Source organism: Streptomyces sp. AB3(2024), assembly GCF_041862025.1.
In the GTDB taxonomy this organism is placed as follows: domain Bacteria; phylum Actinomycetota; class Actinomycetes; order Streptomycetales; family Streptomycetaceae; genus Streptomyces.
This window is the reverse complement of record NZ_JBGWAB010000158.1, coordinates 1-16,632: the sequence shown is the minus strand read 5'-3', so window position 1 is coordinate 16,632 and position 16,632 is coordinate 1. Positions and strand designations below refer to the sequence as shown.

Sequence of the window (16,632 nt, the reverse complement as noted above, 5' to 3'; positions counted from 1 at the left end):
CTTGTAGCCCTCGGCGTTGCGGTCGATGACCGCGGTCGCGCCCATGGCCCGGCAGATGTCGGCCTTCTCGGGGGAGGAGACGACGCAGATCGGGTTGGCGCCGCCGGCCAGGGCCAGCTGGGTGGCGTAGGAGCCGAGGCCGCCGCTGGCGCCCCAGATCAGGACGTTGTCGCCCTGCTTCATCCCGGCGCCGTTGCGGGAGACCAGCTGGCGGTACGCGGTCGAGTTGACCAGACCGGGGGAAGCGGCCTCCTCCCACGTCAGGTGCTCCGGCTTGGGCATCAGCTGGTTCGACTTCACCAGCGCGAGCTCCGCCAGGCCGCCGAAGTTGGTCTCGAAGCCCCAGATCCGCTGCTCCGGGTCGAGCATCGTGTCGTCGTGCCCCTCCGCGGACTCCAGCTCCACCGACAGGCAGTGCGCCACGACCCGGTCGCCGGCCCGCCAGCGGTTGACCCCCGGCCCGGTGCGCAGCACCACGCCCGACAGGTCCGAACCCAGCACGTGGTACGGGAGGTCGTGGCGCCTGGTCTGCTCGGACAGGCGGCCGTAGCGCTCCAGGAAGCCGAAGGTCGGCAACGGCTCGAAGATCGAGCTCCAGACGGTGTTGTAGTTGATGGCGCTCGCCATCACCGCGATCAGGGCCTCGCCCGGACCCGGCTGCGGCGTCGGCACGTCCTGGACGTGCAGGGACTTGCGCGGGTCCTTCTCCGACGAGGCCATCCCCTCGAACATGTCCGTCTCGTCGCGGCGCACCACGTTGCCCCGGTAGGAGGGGGGCAGGGCCAGCGCCGCGAAGTCGGCCGGTGCCGTGTCCTCGGACAGCAGGGCATTGACGATCTCGTCCACGTGAGTTCCCTTGCGCATCGGCGGGGGCGCCGTCGGACCGGCCGGTAACCTCTCGGACGTGCGCGCCCCCGGTCTCGGAGTGACGACGCGTCCGCGGCCGGCGGGCCGCCGTCTCCCGGCAGCCTGGGCGGCGCCGGTCGAGCGCCCTTCGAAGCCAACTCGACCGGCCTTGCGGACGGTGGAAGGACGCCCGCGCACCCGTATCCGTACCCGTAGAGGAGCGGCCGCCCCATGGTGACCTTCGTCAACAAGCTCGACGTCCACGGCGACCTGTCGGAGTTCCTCGCCGTCAAGAGCCGTGCCGCCCGGTTCGTCCGGGCCCAGCCCGGCTGCGTCAGCCACCAGACCCTGCGCCTGGTCGGCCCCGCGAACGTCTACGTCGAGCTGTCCGTCTGGCGGGACGCCGCCGCGCACCGCGCCGCGGTGACCAGCGAGGGCTTCCGGAACCTGGCCCGGGATCTGGCCGAACTGGCCACTCCCGAAACGGCGTTGTACGAGACCGTCACCGACGGCGCCCCCACCGCGGCGGCCGACGCCACCCGCTGACCCACGCCCCCGCCGCGAGCCCCGCCCCCCGGGACCGGCCGGACTCCAGGCACGGTCCACCGTCGCTCGAGCGGCGGTGGAGAAGGTCGAACGGCGACCGGCCGGACCTGGTCGAGGACGAGCCCCGCGGGCAGGTGAAGGCCGGATCCTCGGCGAGGACGCCAACTGTCCCACCCGCACGACCAGGAGCATGTCTATGCGATTGTCCTCACCCACCGCGTCCCGGGTCCACTCCCAGCTCACGCTGGAAGAGGTCACCAAACGCTACGACGACCACGTCGTGCTGGACCGGGTGTCGCTCACCGTCAAACCCGGTGAGAAGGCCGGGGTCATCGGCGACAACGGCTCGGGCAAGTCCACGCTCCTGCGGCTGATCGCGGGCGTCGAGGACACGGACAACGGCGACGTCACCGTGACCGCCCCCGGCGGCGTGGGCCACCTGCCGCAGCGCCTCGAACTGCCCGCCGGAGCGACCGTCCGCGACGTGCTCGACCAGGCGTTCGCGGACCTGCGGGACGTGGAGCGCCGCCTGCACGCGGCCGAGGACGCGCTCGTCGACAACGACCCGAAGCTGCTGGCGGAGTACGGCGACCTCCTCGCCGAGTTCGAGGACCGCGGCGGTTACGAGGCCGACGCCCGGGCCGACGCCGCCCTGCACGGCCTCGGCCTGCCCGGACTCGACCGGGACCGGGCCGTCGACACCCTCTCCGGCGGCGAACGCTCGCGCCTGGCCCTGGCGGCGACCCTCGCCGCCGCCCCCGAGCTGCTGCTCCTCGACGAGCCGACCAACGACCTCGACGACCAGGCCGTCGACTGGCTGGAGAAGCGGCTGCGCGACCACCGCGGAACCGTCGTCGTCATCACCCACGACCGGGCCTTCCTGGAGGCGGTGACCTCCACCATCCTGGAAGTGGACCCCGACACCCACACCGTCAACCGGTACGGCAACGGCTACCAGGGCTACCTCACCGCCAAGGCCGCCGCCCGCGCCCGCTGGGAGCAGGAGTACGAGGACCACCTCCAGGAGGTCGCCCGCCAGGAGAAGCTCGCCGAGAACGCGGGCCGGATGCTCGCCGCCATCGCCAAGAAGGGCCCCTGGGCCTTCAGCGGCTCCGAGCACCACCGGGCCCGTTCCTCCTCCTCGGCCACCTCGGGCAAGGCCCGCAACGCCAACGAACGGCTGCGCCGGCTGCGGGAGAACCCGGTGCCCGCGCCGCCCGAGCCGCTGCGCTTCACCGCCTCGCTCGCCCTCGGCGACGACTCCGGATCCGCCGCCCCCGCCGCCGCCCCCGCCGCCGTCCTCACCGAGGCCGACGGCATCGAGGTGCCCGGCCGGCTGCGCATCGAGCACCTCGCCATCGCCCCCGGCGAACGGCTGCTGATCACCGGACCCAACGGGGCCGGCAAGAGCACCCTGCTGCGGGTCCTCGCCGGGGACCTGGAGCCCGAGGCGGGTACCGTGCGCCGGGCCGCCCACATCGGCTGGCTGCGCCAGGACGAGATGCCCAAGCACCCCCGCCGCTCGGTGCTGGCGGAGTTCGCCGAGGGGCGCCCGGGTCACCCCGAGGAGCACGCCGAACAGCTGCTGTCGCTCGGGCTGTTCCGCCCCGCCGAGCTGGAACTGCCCGTCGGCTCCCTGTCGGTGGGCCAGCGGCGCCGCATCGACGTGGCCCGCCTGGTGACCCGTCCGGTGGACCTGCTGCTGCTCGACGAGCCCACCAACCACCTCTCACCGCTGCTGGTGGAGGAACTCGAAGAGGCCCTGTCCCACTACACGGGCGCCGTGGTCACCGTCACCCACGACCGCCGGATGCGCCGCGGCTTCCGGGGCACCCACCTGGAACTGCGCGACGGGGCCGCCGTCACGTCCTGACGCGCGACGCCGCCCCGCGGATCCCGTCCAGCAGGGCGGCCTGCCGCATCGACTCGGCGTCGAGCAGCGGCAGGCCGCCCCGCGTACGGCCCCGGTCCGCGACGGCGGCCGCGAAGAACCGCAGCACGGCCTCGAAGTGGTCCTCCGCCGGCACGCGCAGCTCGCGCGGCCGCGTGCCCACGACGAGCCGGACGACGGGGACGTGCGCGGGTGCCGTCGTGAAGACGTGCTCCACGGACAGGGAGCCCTCGCTGCCCTGGATCTCGTACCAGGACCGGTAGTGGTGCTCCATGCCGAAGCGCAGCTGCGCCGTGGCCCCGTCCGGGGCGGCCAGCAGGGCCGCACCCGACAGGTCCACCCCGAGGCGGTCGTCGTGGCGCAGCACCGCCCCGGCCACGGACAGGCCCGTACCGAGGAAGCGCAGGGCGGCGCGCAGCGGGTACACGCCGCTGTCGAGCAGGGCCCCGCCACCGAGCGCCGGGTCGTGGCGGGTGTCGCCCTCGGGCCGGGGCGGGATGGTGAACGCCGCGGACACCGAGCGGAGCGTGCCGAGGGTCCCGGCCTCCAGCAGGGCGGTGACCGTCCGCTGGGTGCCGTGGTGGAGGAACATGAAGTTCTCCAGCAGCACCAGGGAACGGGAGCGGGCGAGCGCGTACAGCCGCTCCGCGTCCGCGCCCCGGGTGGCCAGCGGCTTCTCCACGAGGACGTGCTTTCCGGCGCGCAGCGCCCGCTCCGCCCAGGCGGCGTGCAGCATCGTGGGGAGGCACAGGTACACCGCCGTCACGTCCGGGCGGGCCAGCAGTTCCTCGTACGAGGCCACGGGCTCCCCGCCGAAGCGGGCGGCGAACGCCGCGGCCCGGTCCGGGTCGCGGGCCGCGACGGCGGCGAGCGTCAGCGCGGGGGTGCGGGCCAGCGCCGGGAGGGTGCGGCGGGCGGCGATGTCGCCGCAGCCGAGGAGGCCGAGGCGCAGCGGGGTGGGGGACACGGTCCGTCCTCGGGGAGGTTCAGTACAGGGTGTGCGCGCACACCACGAGGGTGCGCAGTTCGACGTCCAGGTGGTTCCCGTAGGCCAGCAACTCGGTGAGCTGCGAGAACGTCAGCCAGGCGAAGTCCTCCGGGACGTCCTCGGAGAACTCCTCGCCGACCTCGACGATCGTGTACCGGTTCTCCGCGTGGTGGAAGCGGCCGCCCTCCTCGGACTGCACCGCGTCGTAGCGGATCCGCGTGTCCGGGGCGGCCAGCACGTCGGCGAGGAACGGCGGGAACGGGGCGCGTCCGGGCCCGGTGTGGTCGGCGGGCCGGCAGTGCACGGTGGGCGCCAGCTCGGCGACGGCGACGTGGCCGACGTCGACCCGCGCCTGCACCAGGGCGTGCAGGGTCCCCCGGATCGGTTTGACGACCAGCGCCATCAGCCCCGGGACCTGCGGCTGGATCAGCGGCTGCGTCCAGGCGGCGACCTCCCGGTTGCTCGCGGAGATGTCCGCGGCCACGACGCGGAAGCGGCGTCCGCCCGCGTGGCCGATCTCGTCGGCGGTACGCACCCAGCCGTCCTCGGCCACCTCGGCCAGCGGCACCCGGCGCTGGACCAGCTCCCGCTGCGCGCGGATCCCGGTGAGCCAGCTGAGGATCTCCGGGGTGCGCAGTACGGAGGGCGCCGACGGATCGTGGAAGGAGCGCAGCACCGGGCCGGCCGCGGCCCCCTCGGGACCGGCGCCGGAGGTCGGCAGGCAGGCGAGGATGGAGCGGCTGTCCATGTTGACGACGTTGTCCAGGCGCAGCAGCCGCAGCAGCTGGCCGAAGGTCAGCCAGCGGAACTCCGGGCCGGTCTCGATGTCCTCGTCGATCTCGATGACCATGTTGCGGTTGCGTTTGCCGAGGAACCAGTCGGCCTGCTCGGACTGGAGGGCGTCCACCAGCACGCGGGCCCGGCCGCGTTCCAGGAAGAGGTCGAGGTGGGGGATGCCGCGGCCGCGGTGGACACCGGTGAAGTTGCTGCGGGTGGCCTGCACGGTCGGGGAGAGCTGGAGCATGTTCACGTTGCCCGGCTCCATCTTGGCCTGCATCAGGAAGTGCAGCACGCCGTCGATCTCCCGGGCCACGATGCCCAGCAGGCCGATCTCGGGCTGGACGATGATCGGCTGCTTCCAGCCGCGCGCGGGCAGGCCGTCGGCGTGCACGTGCAGGCCCTCCACGGAGAAGAACCGGCCCGACTCGTGCCGCAGGTTGCCGGTGCCCTCCTCGAACGACCAGCCCCGCAGCTCGGCGAACGGCACCCGGGTGACCCGGAAGTCACCGGCCCGGGTCCGTTCGGCCAGCCACGGGGCTACCCGGTGCACGGGCATGACCGCGCTGTCGGGCGTACGCGCCGAGCGCAGCAGGCGGCGCGCGGTGTCCGCCCGGTCGGCGGCCGCCCGGGGCGGGGTCTCAGTGCGCACGGTCCAGCGCCCCCTCGACGATGGCGCGGACGTCCTCGGCGCGCTCGGTGAGGAAGAAGTGCCCGCCGGGCAGCACGCACACCCCGAACGGCCCGTCCACCACCTGCGACCAGCGCAGCGCGTCGTCGACGGAGACGTTCGGGTCCCGGTCCCCGGTGAGCACCGTCACCGGTACCCCCAGCGCCGGTCCCGGGCGGTGCACGTACGCGTCGGCCACCCGGTAGTCGCCGCGGATCGCGGGCAGCACCATGCGCAGCATCTCCTCGTCCCGGAGCAGCGCCGGTTCGGTGCCCTGGAGCCGGGCGATCAGGTCGATCAGCCCCCGGTCGTCCAGCAGGTGGGCGGTGTCGCGCCGGGGCACGGTCGGGGACCGGCGGCCCGACAGGAACAGGTGGACGGGCCGCTCCCCGAGGTCGGCCAGCCGTCGGGCCGTCTCGTAGGCGAGGGTGGCGCCCAGGCTGTGCCCGAACAGCGCGAACGGTTCCCCGGTCCACTGCCGCAGCTCGGGCAGCAGCCCTTCGACGAGTTCCTCGACGCTGGTGGCGCAGGGTTCCGAGCGGCGGTCCTGGCGGCCCGGGTACTGGACGGCGAGCACCTCGACCCCGGCGGGCGCGAGCGCGGTGGCCAGACCCAGGTAGGAGCTGGCCGAGCCCCCGGCGTGGGGGAAGCACACCAGCCGCACGACCGCGGCGTCGAGCGGGCGGTAGCGGCGCAGCCAGGCGTCGCGGACGACGGCCGGGGTGCGGGTGGCGGTGGGCGGGGTCACGGGCGGATCAGCTCCTCGTGGGGTGTGTGGCGGGGCAGCCGGCCGGAGGCCACGACCTCGGCCAGGGAGGGCGCGGCCGCGTCCTTGGGGGAGCGGACCGGGGGCCCGGTCAGGCCCCAGGGCAGGGCCAGTTCGGGGTCCAGCGCGTCGACGTCGACCATGGCCCCGGGCACGTACTCGGCGGCGAGCAGGTAGTTCACGCAGGTGTCGTCCTCCAGCGCGAGGAACGCGTGCCCGATGCTGCCCGGCATGTACAGGGCGATGCCGTCGCGGGCGTCGAGCCGGGTCATGACGTGCCGGCCGAAGGTGGGGGAGCCGGTGCGCAGGTCCACCATGAAGTCGAGGATCGAGCCGCGTACGCAGGTCACGAGCTTGCCGGCGTCACCGGGCACGTCGTTGCAGTGCACCCCGCGCAGCGTGCCCCGGCGCGACACCGAGTTGTTGACCTGGCGGACGGTGAACGGCAGGCCCGTCTCCTCGGTCAGCCGGCTGTGCCGGGCGGCCTCCCAGAAGTGGCCGCGTTCGTCCTCGAAGCGTTCGGGCACGATCCGGAACGTGCCGGACAGCTCCGTTTCATCGATGTGCAACGTGGCCCGCCTTCAGGGGCTCCCACCAGGCACGGTGCTCCCGGTACCAGGCGACCGTCTCGGCCAGGCCCCGGTCGAAGGGCACCCGGGGCGCGTAGCCGAGCTCGCAGGAGATCTTGTCGATGTCCACCGAGTAGCGGCGGTCGTGCCCGGCCCGGTCCGCGACCCGGCGCAGGGCGCCTGCGTCGCGCCCGCACAGCTCCAGCAGCCGGTCCGTCAGCTCCAGGTTGGTCAGCTCGGTGCCGCCGCCGATGTTGTACACCTCGCCCGGCCGCCCCTTGACGGCGACGAGGGCGATGCCCCGGCAGTGGTCGTCCACGTGCAGCCAGTCGCGGCTGTTGCCGCCGTCCCCGTACAGCGGGACGTCGAGGCCGTCGACCAGGTTGGTGGTGAACAGCGGGATGACCTTCTCCGGGAACTGGTAGGGCCCGTAGTTGTTGGAGCAGCGCGTCACGCACACCTCCAGCCCGTGGGTGCGGTGGAAGGCCAGGGCCAGCAGGTCGGAGGAGGCCTTGGAGGCGGCGTAGGGCGAGTTGGGCACGAGGGGGTGGTCCTCGGGCCAGGAGCCCGTCTCGATGGACCCGTAGACCTCGTCGGTGGAGACGTGCACGAAACGGCCGGTGCCCGCCGCCACGGCCGCCTGGAGCAGCGTGGCCGTGCCCAGCACGTTGGTGCGCACGAACTCCGAGGCGTCGGCGATCGACCGGTCCACGTGCGACTCGGCGGCGAAGTGCACCACCAGGTCCGTGTCCGCCATCAGCTCGGCGACCAGCTCCCGGTCGCAGATGTCCCCGTGGACGAACTCCAGCCGGGGGTGTTCGCTCACCGGGTCGAGGTTGGCGAGGTTCCCGGCGTAGGTGAGGGCGTCCAGCACCACCACCTCGCCCTCGCCCAGGTCCGGGTAGGCCCCGGCCAGCAGCTCTCTGACGAAGTGTGAGCCGATGAAGCCCGCACCTCCGGTCACCAGGACGCGCATCTCGAAGGACCTTTCGTGAGGAGGGGAGCGGGCGGGGCGGGGGTCGGGCCGGGGAGGGTGTGCTCAGGCGGCGGGGGAGTCGGCCGCCGTGCTCGCCGCGGCCCGGCCCGCGAGCTGGCGCACGTAGTTGCCGTAGCTGGAATCGCCGAGTTCGCGGCCGAGCGCGAAGCACTGCTCGTGGCCGATGAACCCCATCCGCAGGGCGATCTCCTCCACGCAGGCGATCCGTTCGCCCTGGCGCTGTTCCAGCAGCTGGACGTACTGGCCGGCCTGGAGCAGCGAGTCGTGCGTGCCCATGTCCAGCCAGGCGAAGCCGCGGCCCAGCTCGTTCAGCCGGGCCCGGCCCTGGGCCAGGTAGACCCGGTTGACGTCGGTGATCTCCAGCTCTCCGCGCGCCGAGGGACGCAGCCCGCGGGCGATCTCCACCACGTCGTTGTCGTACAGGTACAGACCGGTCACCGCCAGGTTGGAGCGCGGCCGGTCGGGCTTCTCCACCAGCGACACCAGCCGCCCGTCGGAATCCAGTTCGCCCACGCCGTAGCGCTGGGGGTCCTGCACGGGGTAGCCGAACAGCTCGCAGCCGTCCAGGCGCATCGCCGCCTGGTTGATCAGCGAGGAGAAGCCGGGGCCGTGGAAGACGTTGTCGCCGAGGATCAGCGCCACCGGACTGTCGCCGATGTGCTCCTCGCCGATCAGGAAGGCCTCCGCGATGCCGCGCGGCTCCTCCTGCTCCGCGTAGCGCAGGTCGATGCCGAGCTGCGAGCCGTCGCCGAGCAGGGCCCGGAACATCTCCAGGTGGTTCCTGGCCGAGATGATCTGGATGTCCCGGATGCCGGCGAGCATCAGCACCGCCAGCGGGTAGTAGATCATCGGCTTGTCGTACACCGGGAGGAGCTGCTTGGACAGCGCCCCCGTCAGCGGCCGCAGCCGGGAGCCGCTGCCGCCCGCGAGGATGACGCCCTTGAGCGGGCGGCGGCCCCCGTGGGCGCCGAGCGCCGACACGGTCGGAAGGGTGGGAACCTCAATCATGGCTGCTCTCCGTGGCGTCACGGACCGCCGTGATGACGGTCTCTACGTCCTTCGCGGTCAGCTGCGGCCCCATGGGCAGGCTCAGCACCTCGGCGGCCAGACGCTCGGAGTGGGGCAGCGGGCCGGTCCCGGTGCCCGCGTAGGCATCGGACCGGTGTACGGCGACCGGGTAGTGGATCAGGTTCTCCACCCCGGCGTCCGTCAGCGCGGTGCGCAGCTCCTCCCGGCGCGGCGTCCGCAGTACGTACTGGTGCCAGACCGGCTCCGCCCACGGGGCGACGGACGGCACGGTCAGGCCCGGCAGGCCGGCGAGGCCCTCGCCGTAGCGCGCGGCGATCTCCCGGCGGCGGGCGTTCCAGGCGTCCAGGCGCGGCAGCTTCACCCGCAGCGCCGCCGCCTGGACCTCGTCGAGCCGCGAGTTGGTGCCGCGGACCTCGTGACGGTACTTCTCCCGGGCGCCGTAGTTGCGCAGCAGCCGGATCCGCTCCGCCAGGGCGGGGTCGGAGGTGACCACCGCGCCGCCGTCGCCCAGCGCGCCCAGGTTCTTGCCCGGGTAGAAGCTGAACGCCGCCGCGTACCGGGACCCGATCCGCCGGCCCCGGTAACGGGCCCCGTGGGCCTGGGCCGCGTCCTCCACCACCGCGATGCCCCGGGGGGCCGTGACGGCTTCCACGGCGTCGAGGTCCACGGGGTGCCCGTAGGTGTGCACCGGCATGACCGCCCGGGTGCGGTCGGTGATCGCCGCCGCGATCCGGTCCGGATCGATCAGGCAGGAGCCGGGCTCCGGATCCACCGGGACGGGCCGCGCACCCGTTGCCGACACCGCGAGCCAGGTCGCGACGAAGGTGTGCCCGGGGACGATCACCTCGTCGCCCTCACCGATCCCGAGCGCCCGCAGCGTCAGCTCCAGGGCGTCCAGCCCGCTGCCGACGCCCACGCAGTGACCGTTCTCGCAGTAGCGGGCGAACTCCTCCTCGAACGACTCCAGTTCGGGCCCGAGCAGATAGCGGCCGCTGCGCGTCACCCGCAGCACCGCCGCGTCGAGCTCCTCCTGGAGCCCGTCCAGGGCGTGCAGGTCCCGCAGGTCGTGGAAGGGCACGCGGATCCCGCGCGTCACCGCCGGCGCCGTCACGGCCACCTCCTCGCATCGGCCAGGAAGGCCTCGTAGTCGCGGTGGTAGTCCGACTCGTCGTAGTGCAGCGAGGCCAGGACGACACAGACCGCGCCCTCGGAGAAGCCGCTCAGCTGCCGCCACACCATCGGCCCGATGTACAGGCCCCGGCCGGGGTCGTCCAGGACGTACGACGCCTGCCCGAACCCGTCGTCCACGGTGATCGTGAAACTGCCGTGGACCGCGATGACCAGCTGCTCCAGCTTCCGGTGGGCGTGGCTGCCCCGGGAGGCGCCGGCGTCCGCGTCGTGCAGGTAGTAGACCCGTCTGATCGGGAAGCCGGTCGTCGCCCCGGACTCGACGACCGACAGCTTGCCGCGCTCGTCGTTGTGCTGCTCCAAGTCGATGAAGGCGCAGGGTTTGATCCTGCCCACCTTCGTTTCTGTGGTGGTGCCCACCGCCATGCGCTTCCGCTCCCTCGTTGACCCGCTCCGAACGCGCCGCGGACGTCTCAGCCGCGGACGACGGAGACCGGCAGATGACGCGGGGTCAGCTGGTCGGCCTCGTAGAACTCCGCCTTGTCGTGGTCGACCGAGAACGAGGCGAACGCGTCGAAGGCCAGGTTCAGGAAGACCTTCGCCTCGATCCGCGCCAGGAACGCCCCCAGGCAGTGGTGGATGCCGTGGCCGAACGCCATGTGCTTGTTGGAGCTGCGGTGCACGTCGAAGGTGTCCGGGTCCGGGAACTGCGCCGGGTCCCGGTTGGCGGACGCACTCCACGCCGTCACCATCTGGCCGGCCTTCATCGGCACGCCCAGCAGGTCGGTGTCCTGCGTCACCAGCCGGAAGATGTTGTTGAACGGGCCGCGGAAGCGCAGCGTCTCCTCCACGGCGGCGGGGATCAGCGAACGGTCGGCGCGCAGCGCCGCCTGCGCCCCGGGGTGGCGGTCCAGCACGATGAACAGGTTGCTCAGCAGCGTGGCACTGGAGATGTGGCCCGCCGTCAGCAGCAGCGCCACGATGTTGACGATCTCCTCGTCGGTGAGCCGGCGGCCCTCGACCTCGGCCTCGATGAGCCCGCTCATCAGGTCGTCCGTCGGCACCGCCCGCTTCTCGGCGATCTTCGCGTACAGGTACGCGGCCCACTCCTTGATGGCGGGGCCCATCGTCTCGGCGAAGTCGTCCGGGAGGTTCGGGTACTCCATGCCCTCGTTGTTGAGGATGACGTCGACCCACTCGCGGAACAGGTCCTGGTCCTCGGCCGGCACCCCGAGCAGTTCGGCGATCACCGTGACCGGCAGCGGGTAGGCGAGGTCCGTGACCACGTCGATGTCGCTACGGTCCCCGAGCCCGTCGAGCAGCTCCCGGGTGATCTCCGCGATCCGCGGCTCCAGGGCCGCCATCCGGCGGGGGGTGAAGGCCTGGCCGACCAGACGGCGCAGCGGGCCGTGCTTGGGCGGGTCGATGCCGCCGAAGGTACCGGGACCCATCAGCAGCGCCAGCTCCTCGGGCACCGGGAAGACCGGTGAGAAGTCGGAGGAGAAGACGAGGGGGTTCGTGGAGACGGTGTTGTAGTCCTCGTACGAGAAGACCTGCCAGGCGAAGCGCGTCGAGTCGTAGAAGACGGGCGCCTCGGCGCGGGCCTTCGCGAACCAGTCCAGCAGCTGCTGCGCGTCGGCGGCCTCGGGCTGCGCCAGCGGGTGCGGGGCCTCTTCCGCCGCGAGGGCCTCGGCTGCCTCGGCTGCCTCGGTGGTCTGTGTCGTCATGTCGGCTTCCTCAGCTCGGGTTCAGCAGGGGAGGGGAAGGGGGGAGGGGAGAGGGGGAAGGGGGCGGTGCAGGGTCAGGCGGCCGCGGGGACGGGCTCCAGCAGACGCTCGATCGCGTCGGCCGCGGCCACCGGGCCCCCCGCGGACTCGATCTCCCGGCGCAGCCGCGCCACGGAGTCCCGCACGTCCGGGTCTCCCGCCACGGCCAGGACCGTCTCGCGGATCCGCTCGGGCGAGACGTCCTTGCGCAGCAGCTTCGCGCCGACGCCCAGCTGCTCGACGCGCGTGGCGGTGGCGTGCAGCTCCGCCATCTGCGGGACCGAGATCACCGGTACGCCCTCGGAGACGGCCTGGAGCACGGTGCTCGTACCGCCGTGGTTGATCATCAGGGCCGCGTGCCGGAGCACCTCGCCCTGCGGCACGAACGTGTGCACCCGGACGTTCTCCGGCACCGGGTCCAGAGCGCCGTCGGCCACCCCGCCCGCGTGGGCCATCTCCACGTCCCAGTCCAGATCCGCGAAGGCCAGGGCGCACGCCCGGAAGAACTCGGGCTGGCGGTTGTACAGGGTGCCCAGCGTGATCAGGGCCAGCGGCCGGCCCGTCCGCGGGGCCTCCCAGTCGCCGTGGAAACTGTTCGCGCCCGTGCACGGACCGACGAAGTGGACCTCCTCGCCGAAGGTCTCCCCGGCGTACTGGAACGCCCGCGGCAGGTACACCAGCGCCGGCCCCGAGTGCACGTCGTCCGCGAACTCGCCGATGCCCTTCTCCACGCCGTGCTCCGCCAGCAGCCCCGCGACCACCGCGAACAGCTCGCCCGTCTCGGGGTCCTCCTGCTGCTCCTCGGCGGTGTCCACCGGCGGGTGCAGCGACCAGTGCTCGTTCGCCACGTACGTCGGCGTACTGCGGATGACCGGGATGCCCCACTTCGCCGCCAGGATGTGGCCGCTCCAGAACGACGACGGGTCGCAGACGAAGACGTCGGGCCGGTCGTCCGCGAAGTGCTCCTCGAACGGGGGAAGCGTCTGCCGGGTGAGCTCCAGCATCCACTTCATCATGTTCAGGAACTCCTGCTGGTCCGTGTACGACGCCGAGTCCTGCTGCGGCACCATCGTCGCCAGGAACCGGTCCTGGTCCATCGGGTACGACAGGAACTCCGCCCCCGACGCCAGCACCCGCTCGCCGTAGTTCTCGGAGAGCGCGTACGTGACCCGGTGACCGCGCGCGACGAGCTCCCGCGCCACCGACAGCGTCGGATTCACATGACCCGCCGCGGGGAGGATAAAGAAGGCGATATGCGCCATCGGGGAGCAGCCTTTCGAATCTTGCACCGAAACAGAATGCGTGGGGCGCGGGCTGTGGCCTGCTGGTCGACCTCACGGAAATTACGGGGATCGACAGTGTTGGCGCAAGTGCGGACTTGACATAGTGTGAGATCGCTCTTCGCCGTCGCGTGACCCTTCCGGAGCCTCCTCAAAACGACATTGAATGCGACTCAATTCGGGCTTGAATTTCCGGTCCAATTCGGAGTGAGTTGACATAGTCCTCTCACTGTCGGCGGTGTGTCCGCCGTGCGCTGCTGTTGGCTGACAGGGCCCGCGTACAGAGGAGATCCAGCCATGACCTGCCCTCATGCCGCCGCCGGGACCGTCCGGACGTACCCCTTCGGCGACCGCGTCGACCTCGAACTCGACCCGGCGTACGCCGCCCTGCGCTCGACCGAGCCCGTCGTGCGCGTCCGCATGCCCTACGGCGGCGACGCCTGGCTCCTCACCCGCCACGCCGACATCAAGAAGGCCTCCGCCGACCCCCGTCTGAGCATGCACGCCGGAGCCGACCGCGACGTCCCCCGGGCCGCGCCCCGCACCCTGGACTCCGTCGGCCTCATGGGCATGCCCCCCGAGACCCACGCCCGACTGCGCCGGCTCGTCTCCCGGGCCTTCACCGCCCGCCGGGTCGCCGCCCTGCGCCCCCGCATCACCGAGATCACCCACCGGCTCATCGACGAACTCGTGGCCGCCGGCGGCCCCGCCGACCTCGTCCAGGGCCTGGCCCTGCCGCTGCCCACCGCAGTCATCTGCGAGATGCTCGGCATCCCCCACGAGGACCGGCACGTCTTCCGCGCCTTCACCGAGGCCCTGATGTCCGCGAGCCGCTACACCGAGGAACAGGTCGCCGCGGCCGCCGAGGAGTACGCCGACTACCTGCGCGGCTACGTCGCCCTGCGCCGCGCCCACCCCGAGGACGACCTGCTCAGCGCCCTCATCGAAGCCCACGACGAGGGCGAGGCGCTCAGCGAGAACGAACTCCTCATGCTCACCGGCGGCATGCTCATCGGCGGCCACGAGACCACCGCCGGACAGCTCGCCGGCCACGTGGCCCTCCTCCTCGCCGACCGCACCCGCTACGAGGAGCTCTGCGCCCGCCCCGACCTCGTCCCCACCGCCGTCGAGGAACTCCTGCGCGTGGTTCCCCTGTGGTCCAGCGTCGGACCCACCCGGATCGCCACCGAGGACATCGAGATAGGCGGCGTCACCATCGGCGCCGGCGAGGCCGTCGTCTACTCCCTCGCCTCCGCCAACCGCGACGAGTCCGTCTTCGAGGACGCCGACGCGCTCGTCCTGGACCGCGAGACCAACCCCCACATCGCCTTCGGACAGGGCCCCCACTACTGCCTCGGCGCCCCCCTCGCCCGCGCCGAACTCCAGTGCGCGCTCGAAGCCCTCACCTCCCGCCTCCCCGCACTGCGCCTCGCCGTCCCCGCCCCGGACCTCGCCTGGCACGAGGGCATGCTCGTCCGCGGACTCGTGGAGCTGCCCGTCACCTGGTGACCCGGCCGGCCCCCGGCACCCGCGCCCCCCTTCCCGCGCGCGGCTCCCGCGGAACACCACCGCGGCCCCTTTCGACTTCATGCGCATTCCCCGCCAGGGGAAGGCGCAGTTCATCCCTTGCCATGGAGAACCGATGAACCCCGAGACCGGTGAGCAGCACGTGGGTGACAACGACATAGCCGTCGTGGGACTGGCCTGCCGACTGCCCGGAGCGGCGAATCATGAAGAATTCTGGGAGCTCCTGCGGAACGGCCGGAATTCCGTCTCCCGGCAGGACGACGGAACCTGGCGCGCCGCCCTGGAGGACCACGGCGCATTCGACGCCGAATTCTTCGGGATGACAGCCGCCCAGGCCGCCGCCACCGACCCCCAGCAGCGCCTGGTCCTGGAACTCGGCTGGGAGGCCCTCGAACACGCCGGGATCGTCCCCGGCCGGCTCCGCGGCAGCCGCACGGGCGTGTACGTCGGCATCGCCTCCGACGACTACGCCACCCTCGCCGCGCGCCGCACCGGCGACGCGGGCGGTTACAGCGCCGCGGGCCGCCACCGCGCCATGGCCGCCAACCGGCTCTCCTACCTCCTCGGACTGCGCGGCCCCAGCATGGCCGTGGACACCGCCCAGTCCTCCTCCCTCGTCGCCGTCCACCTCGCCTGCGAGAGCCTGCGGCGCGGTGAGAGCGACCTCGCCGTCGTCGGCGGCGTCAACCTGATCCTGGCCGACGACAGCACCACCGTCATGGACCTGATGGGGGCCCTCTCCCCCGACGGCCGCTGCCACACCTTCGACGCCCGTGCCAACGGCTACGTCCGCGGTGAGGGCGGCGTCGCCGTCGTACTCAAACCCCTGCACCGGGCCCTCGCCGACGGCGACCGCGTGCACTGCGTCGTCAAGGGCGGTGCCGTCAACAACGACGGCGGTGGCCCGAGCCTGACCACTCCCGACCGGGCCGCCCAGGAAGCGGTGCTCCGCGAGGCCTACGACCGGGCGGGTGTACGGCCCGGACGGGTCCGCTTCGTCGAACTCCACGGCACCGGAACCCGCGCGGGCGACCCCGTCGAGGCCGCGGCGCTCGGCGCCGTCCTCGGCACGGCCCGCGCCGCCACCGACACCCCGCTGGCCGTCGGTTCGGCCAAGACGAACGTCGGCCACCTCGAAGGCGCCGCCGGCCTCGTGGGCTTCCTCAAGGCCGCCCTCACCGTACGCGAAGGGCAGATCCCGGCCACCCTCAACCACGAGACGCCCCACCCCGACATCCCGCTGGACGCGCTGAACCTGCGCGTCCCGACCGCCCCGGAGCCGTGGACCGAGCCGTCCGGGCAGCGACGGGTGGCGGGGGTGTCGTCCTTCGGCATGGGCGGCACCAACGCCCACCTCGTCCTCGAAGAGGCCCCGGCCGAGGTCGCGGCTGAGGTCGCGGCTGCGGCCGAAGGCCGGCGGGCCGCGCTGCCCGTCGTTCCCGTCGTCGTCTCCGGCCGGACCGCCGAAGGACTCCGCGACCAGGCCGCTCAGCTCAGCGCCCGTGTCGAACACGGCCCGGAGCTCGACCTCCTCGACGTCGCCTGGACCCTCGCCGACGCCCGTACCGTCTTCGGCCACCGTGCCGTCGTCCTGGCCGGCGACCGCGACGAACTGCTCACCCGCCTGGAGCGCTCCGCCGTACACGGTGTGGCGGGGTCGTTCGGTCGTCGGGTGTTGGTGTTTCCGGGTCAGGGGACGCAGTGGGTGGGGATGGGTGCGGGTCTCCTTGACTCTTCCCCTGTGTTTGCGGGGCGGTTGCGGGAGTGTGCCGATGCCCTGGCGCCGTTCGTGGACTTCGACGTGGTCCAGGTACTGCGGGAGGGGCGTTCGCTGGAGCGGGTGGATGTGGTC

Annotated in this window: 15 protein-coding genes; 4 read left to right on the top strand and 11 right to left on the bottom strand. The window is 72.6% G+C overall.

Annotated features, from left to right (window positions below; translation table 11 throughout):
• Positions 1 to 846: alcohol dehydrogenase catalytic domain-containing protein (locus tag ACEPPI_RS35965; protein WP_373919459.1), on the bottom strand; the 846-nt coding region annotated here is incomplete at its 3' end.
• A 231-nt stretch (positions 847 to 1,077) separates the two neighbouring features.
• Between ACEPPI_RS35965 and ACEPPI_RS35960 the strand changes: the two genes are divergently transcribed.
• Both ACEPPI_RS35960 and abc-f read left to right on the top strand, forming a co-directional pair.
• Positions 1,078 to 1,392 carry an antibiotic biosynthesis monooxygenase gene (locus ACEPPI_RS35960; protein WP_373919458.1) on the top strand — a complete coding sequence of 105 codons (315 nt, stop codon included), beginning with the start codon at positions 1,078 to 1,080 and terminating at the stop codon, positions 1,390 to 1,392.
• A 196-nt stretch (positions 1,393 to 1,588) separates the two neighbouring features.
• Positions 1,589 to 3,265: a ribosomal protection-like ABC-F family protein gene (abc-f, locus tag ACEPPI_RS35955; RefSeq protein WP_373919461.1), complete on the top strand. Its 1,677-nt coding sequence runs from the start codon at positions 1,589 to 1,591 to the stop codon at positions 3,263 to 3,265.
• Here the strand turns inward: abc-f and ACEPPI_RS35950 are convergent.
• The 10 genes from ACEPPI_RS35950 to ACEPPI_RS35905 form a co-directional block, all read right to left on the bottom strand.
• Complete coding sequence (locus ACEPPI_RS35950; RefSeq protein ID WP_373919457.1) at positions 3,255 to 4,250, bottom strand: Gfo/Idh/MocA family protein; 996 nt, start codon at positions 4,248 to 4,250, stop codon at positions 3,255 to 3,257. The genes abc-f and ACEPPI_RS35950 overlap by 11 nt on opposite strands.
• Before the next feature lie 19 nt (positions 4,251 to 4,269).
• Entirely contained in the window at positions 4,270 to 5,700 is a 1,431-nt protein-coding gene (locus ACEPPI_RS35945; protein ID WP_373919456.1) for an NDP-hexose 2,3-dehydratase family protein, read from the bottom strand.
• A complete protein-coding gene (locus tag ACEPPI_RS35940; protein WP_373919455.1) occupies positions 5,690 to 6,466 on the bottom strand; it encodes a thioesterase II family protein in 777 nt (258 codons plus the stop codon). Before ACEPPI_RS35940 ends, ACEPPI_RS35945 begins: the two co-directional genes overlap by 11 nt.
• Entirely contained in the window at positions 6,463 to 7,053 is a 591-nt protein-coding gene (locus ACEPPI_RS35935; RefSeq protein WP_373919454.1) for a dTDP-4-dehydrorhamnose 3,5-epimerase family protein, read from the bottom strand. Before ACEPPI_RS35935 ends, ACEPPI_RS35940 begins: the two co-directional genes overlap by 4 nt.
• A complete protein-coding gene (rfbB, locus tag ACEPPI_RS35930) occupies positions 7,040 to 8,029 on the bottom strand; it encodes a dTDP-glucose 4,6-dehydratase (RefSeq protein WP_373919453.1) in 990 nt (329 codons plus the stop codon). Before rfbB ends, ACEPPI_RS35935 begins: the two co-directional genes overlap by 14 nt.
• Before the next feature lie 63 nt (positions 8,030 to 8,092).
• A complete protein-coding gene (gene rfbA / locus ACEPPI_RS35925; protein WP_373919452.1) occupies positions 8,093 to 9,058 on the bottom strand; it encodes a glucose-1-phosphate thymidylyltransferase RfbA in 966 nt (321 codons plus the stop codon).
• Complete coding sequence (locus tag ACEPPI_RS35920) at positions 9,051 to 10,190, bottom strand: DegT/DnrJ/EryC1/StrS family aminotransferase (RefSeq protein WP_373919451.1); 1,140 nt, start codon at positions 10,188 to 10,190, stop codon at positions 9,051 to 9,053. Before ACEPPI_RS35920 ends, rfbA begins: the two co-directional genes overlap by 8 nt.
• Positions 10,187 to 10,633, bottom strand: coding sequence for an FdtA/QdtA family cupin domain-containing protein (locus ACEPPI_RS35915; protein ID WP_373919450.1), 447 nt, complete (start codon positions 10,631 to 10,633; stop codon positions 10,187 to 10,189). Before ACEPPI_RS35915 ends, ACEPPI_RS35920 begins: the two co-directional genes overlap by 4 nt.
• Before the next feature lie 47 nt (positions 10,634 to 10,680).
• Positions 10,681 to 11,934, bottom strand: a complete 1,254-nt coding sequence (locus ACEPPI_RS35910; RefSeq protein WP_373919448.1) for a cytochrome P450 — start codon at positions 11,932 to 11,934, stop codon at positions 10,681 to 10,683.
• Positions 11,935 to 12,008: 74 nt separating this feature from the next.
• A complete protein-coding gene (locus ACEPPI_RS35905; protein ID WP_373919460.1) occupies positions 12,009 to 13,235 on the bottom strand; it encodes a macrolide family glycosyltransferase in 1,227 nt (408 codons plus the stop codon).
• 315 nt (positions 13,236 to 13,550) lie between these two features.
• On the opposite strand from ACEPPI_RS35905, the gene ACEPPI_RS35900 reads away from it, so the two are divergent.
• Both ACEPPI_RS35900 and ACEPPI_RS35895 read left to right on the top strand, forming a co-directional pair.
• Positions 13,551 to 14,762, top strand: coding sequence for a cytochrome P450 (locus tag ACEPPI_RS35900; protein WP_373919447.1), 1,212 nt, complete (start codon positions 13,551 to 13,553; stop codon positions 14,760 to 14,762).
• A 133-nt stretch (positions 14,763 to 14,895) separates the two neighbouring features.
• Positions 14,896 to 16,632 (top strand): type I polyketide synthase (locus tag ACEPPI_RS35895; protein ID WP_373919446.1); only part of this gene is annotated, 1,737 nt, incomplete at its 3' end.